This is a genomic window from Zavarzinia sp. (assembly GCF_049306435.1).
Taxonomy (GTDB): domain Bacteria; phylum Pseudomonadota; class Alphaproteobacteria; order Zavarziniales; family Zavarziniaceae; genus Zavarzinia.
Genome location: NZ_JBAQRT010000301.1, coordinates 1 through 3,206 on the forward strand (window position 1 = coordinate 1; position 3,206 = coordinate 3,206).

The following is a 3,206-nucleotide window of genomic DNA, read 5'->3' on the forward strand; positions in this document are numbered from 1 at the left end:
CGAGACCCCGGCCCCGGCCGAAGCCGCCTCGGGCACCACGGCGGATGCCGGCACCGCCGCGCGCTATCGCATGTGGCTGACCCTCGCCCGGCGCTGCGATCCCGCCCTGCCCGAGGAGGGGGCTTCCCTGCGCGACCTGCAGTTCAAGGCTTCCGAATGCGAACGCCGCTTGCGTCTGCCGCCGGGTAATGTATCGACGTCGCAGAACTGACGAAGACGCCGGCAAGGCGGCGGGGAGCGTTTGCATCATGTTGGAACCGAGTGCCGCGACCACCTTCGCCGGCAGCCCGCTCGATCGCGCCGCGCACCGGCGCAAGGACGAGGCCTGGCTGGCCGCCCGGCTGAAGGCGGACGACAGCCTGATCCTGCCGCTGTGGCGCACCCGCCCCTTCATCATCGAGGATGACGGCCAGACCCTGCTGGGCCTGCTGCGCCCCGGCATCATCGATGCCCTGGTCGCCGCCGCGCCGCCGCCGGTCTTCCTCGGCACGGAGCGGGATGCCGCCGTCTTCGCCGTCGACCTGTCGGCCGGGCCGGATCCGGCGCGGGGCGGCGTCCTCGCCGGTTTCGGCCGCTTCCAGGACCTGCGCGCCGCGGCGATGAGCCTGCCTCACGGCGATTGCGCCATCGCGGCCCAGGCCAAGGCCATCCTCGACTGGCACGACCGCCACCGTTTCTGCGCCCAATGCGGCGCCCCGTCCCGGCCGGAGAGCGCCGGCTGGTCGCGCCGCTGCACCAATGCCGACTGCGGGGCGGAACATTTCCCCCGCACCGATCCCGTGGTGATCATGCTGGCGACACGGGGCGACCGCTGCCTGCTGGGCCGCCAGCCCAAGTTCCCGCCCGGCTTCTATTCAGCGCTGGCCGGTTTCGTCGAGCCGGGCGAAACGATCGAGGAAGCGGTGCGCCGCGAGGTGATGGAAGAGGCCGGCGTCACGGTCGGCGCCGTCACCTATCACGCCGCCCAGCCCTGGCCCTTCCCTTCGTCCCTGATGATCGGCTGTTTCGCCGAAGCGACCAGCGAGGCGATCACGATCGATGGCGACGAACTGGACGATGCCCGCTGGTTCGACAAGACGACGATCGCCGCCGCCCTCGAAGGCCGGATCCCCGATCTCGTGATGCCGCCGCCGCTGGCGATCGCCCATCACCTGGTGAGGGCCTGGGTCCGGGGCTGACGCCCTTCAGAAACCCTGGCCGACGAATGTATCGGGGGCCGGACGGATCACCCGGGGACCGCTGCCGGTCACCTCCAAGATGGCGAGGCCGTGCTGGGGCGTGCCGTCGGCGCGGAAGCGGAACAGCCCGTCGACGCCGGCGAAACCATCGGGCGAGGCGAGGCCCCGGACCGAATCGGCGAAACCGCCGGGCTGGCGCGCCAGCAGCACCGCGAGGGTCATGGCGTCATAGGCCTGGGCCGCGATGCGTGGCGGGCGATCGCCGAAAGTGCTCTGGTAATGGCCGGCGAAGCGCTCGAAACGGTCGGGCGCGGGGCCGGCGAACCAGCCGCCGAGGGTCAGCGGATCGCTGCCGAGGTCCGATCCCGACCATTGATCGGTGCCGAGAAGACGGATCGAGCGGCCGTCGAAACCAAGGCCCGCCAAGGTCGCGGTCACCTGGCGCAGGGCCGCGCCGCCTTCCGGCACGAAGATCGCGTCGACCGGCATCCGCCCGTCCGGCCCCGGGGTGACCAGGGCGCGCAGCGTGTCGCTCGGCTGCAGGTTGCCCGAACGATAGCGTTCGGAATGGACGACCGTGCCGCCATTGGCCCCGACCGCGAGGTCGAAGGCCGCCGCCGCGACATCGCCATAGGCGCCGCTGGGCAGCAGGGCGGCGAATCGGGTCATGCCGGCGCCCGCGGCATAGGCGACGATGGCCGAAACCTGTTCCTCGGGCATGAAGCCCATCAGATAGACACCGTTGCCGGCGGCGCTGCGGTCGGTGGAAAAGCCGAGCATCGGGACACCGCGGCGCCGCGCCTCGCCGGCCGCGGCCTTGACCGAAGTCGCGCCCAGCGGCCCGATGACGAGCCCGGCGCCACTGCCGAGGACATTCTGCGTCGCGCCGACGGCGGTCGCCGCCGAGGCGCCGGCATCGGCCTGCAGCAATTCGATATCCGGGGCCCCCAGATCGAACAGGGCCAGCTGGGCGGCATTCTGCAGGGCCTGGCCGACCGTGGCGGCCTGCCCCGTCGCCGGCATGACGACGCCGATCTGGATGTTGCCGGTCGGCGCCGGGGCGATCGGCGCCGCCGTGATGGGTGACGGCGACGGCGCGCTCGCGGTAGTATTCCCGCCGGAACCGGTACATGCGGCCAGGACGAGGCCGGCGAGGGCGAAGACGGATGAACGGAACAGAGGCCGGCGGACTCCCGCAGCCGTCTTTGCCAGAGGATGCACCGGACCATACTCCCGCGTTCGAACCAGATGGCGGCCAAGGTAGCGGCGGCGGGCGGCCAAGTAAACCACGCCCCGGACTGCATCTGGTGGCGACCCCGATCGGCAACGCCCGCGACATCACCTTGCGCGCGCTCGACACCTTGCGGGGCGCCGACCTCGTGCTGTGCGAGGATACGCGCGTCACCAGCCGCCTGATGCAGATCCATGGCCTGCACAAGCCGCTGATGCCATATCACGACCACAACGCGGCGAAAGTGCGGCCCGAGGTGCTGGCCCGGCTGGCCCAGGGCGCGATCATCGCCCTCGTCTCCGATGCCGGCACGCCGCTGGTCTCCGATCCCGGCTATCGCCTGGTGGTCGATGCCGTCGCCGCGGGCATTCACGTCACCACCCTGCCCGGGGCGTCCTCGGTGCTGGCGGCCCTGACCCTGGCGGCCCTGCCGACCGACCGTTTCCTGTTCGCCGGCTTCCTGCCGCCGAAAAGCGCGGCCCGGCGCGAGATCCTGCAGGAATTGGCCGGCGTGCGCAGCAGCCTCGTGTTTCTCGAATCGGCGCAGCGCCTCGACGACATGCTGGCCGATGCCTTCGCCGTGCTGGGTCCCCGGCCCGCCGCCGTCGCCCGCGAACTGACCAAAATGTTCGAGGAAGTCCGGCGCGACACGCTGGACACCCTCGCCGCCCATTACAAGGAGGCCGGCCCGCCGAAGGGCGAGGTCGTCGTCGTTGTCGGCCCGCCGCTGGAAGCCGCCGCGCCCGATGCCGCCGATCTCGACACGGCGTTGCGGGCCGAACTGGCCCATGCCGGGC

4 protein-coding genes are annotated in these 3,206 nt (G+C 71.7%); 3 read left to right on the plus strand and 1 reads right to left on the minus strand.

All coding sequences use genetic code 11. The features are described from left to right. The coding region (locus tag WAZ62_RS16900; protein WP_422644706.1) for a hypothetical protein at window positions 1–211 on the plus strand (211 nt) is incomplete at its 5' end. 37 nt (window positions 212–248) lie between these two features. Then, the gene (nudC, locus tag WAZ62_RS16905) at window positions 249–1,178 is read left to right on the plus strand and encodes an NAD(+) diphosphatase (RefSeq protein ID WP_422644707.1); all 930 of its coding nucleotides are present in this window, start codon (window positions 249–251) and stop codon (window positions 1,176–1,178) included. 6 nt (window positions 1,179–1,184) lie between these two features. Here nudC and WAZ62_RS16910 read toward each other — a convergent pair whose 3' ends face one another. Continuing rightward, window positions 1,185–2,399: a penicillin-binding protein activator gene (locus WAZ62_RS16910; protein ID WP_422644708.1), complete on the minus strand. Its 1,215-nt coding sequence runs from the start codon at window positions 2,397–2,399 to the stop codon at window positions 1,185–1,187. Window positions 2,400–2,485: 86 nt separating this feature from the next. On the opposite strand from WAZ62_RS16910, the gene rsmI reads away from it, so the two are divergent. Then, the coding region (gene rsmI / locus WAZ62_RS16915; protein ID WP_422644709.1) for a 16S rRNA (cytidine(1402)-2'-O)-methyltransferase at window positions 2,486–3,206 on the plus strand (721 nt) is incomplete at its 3' end.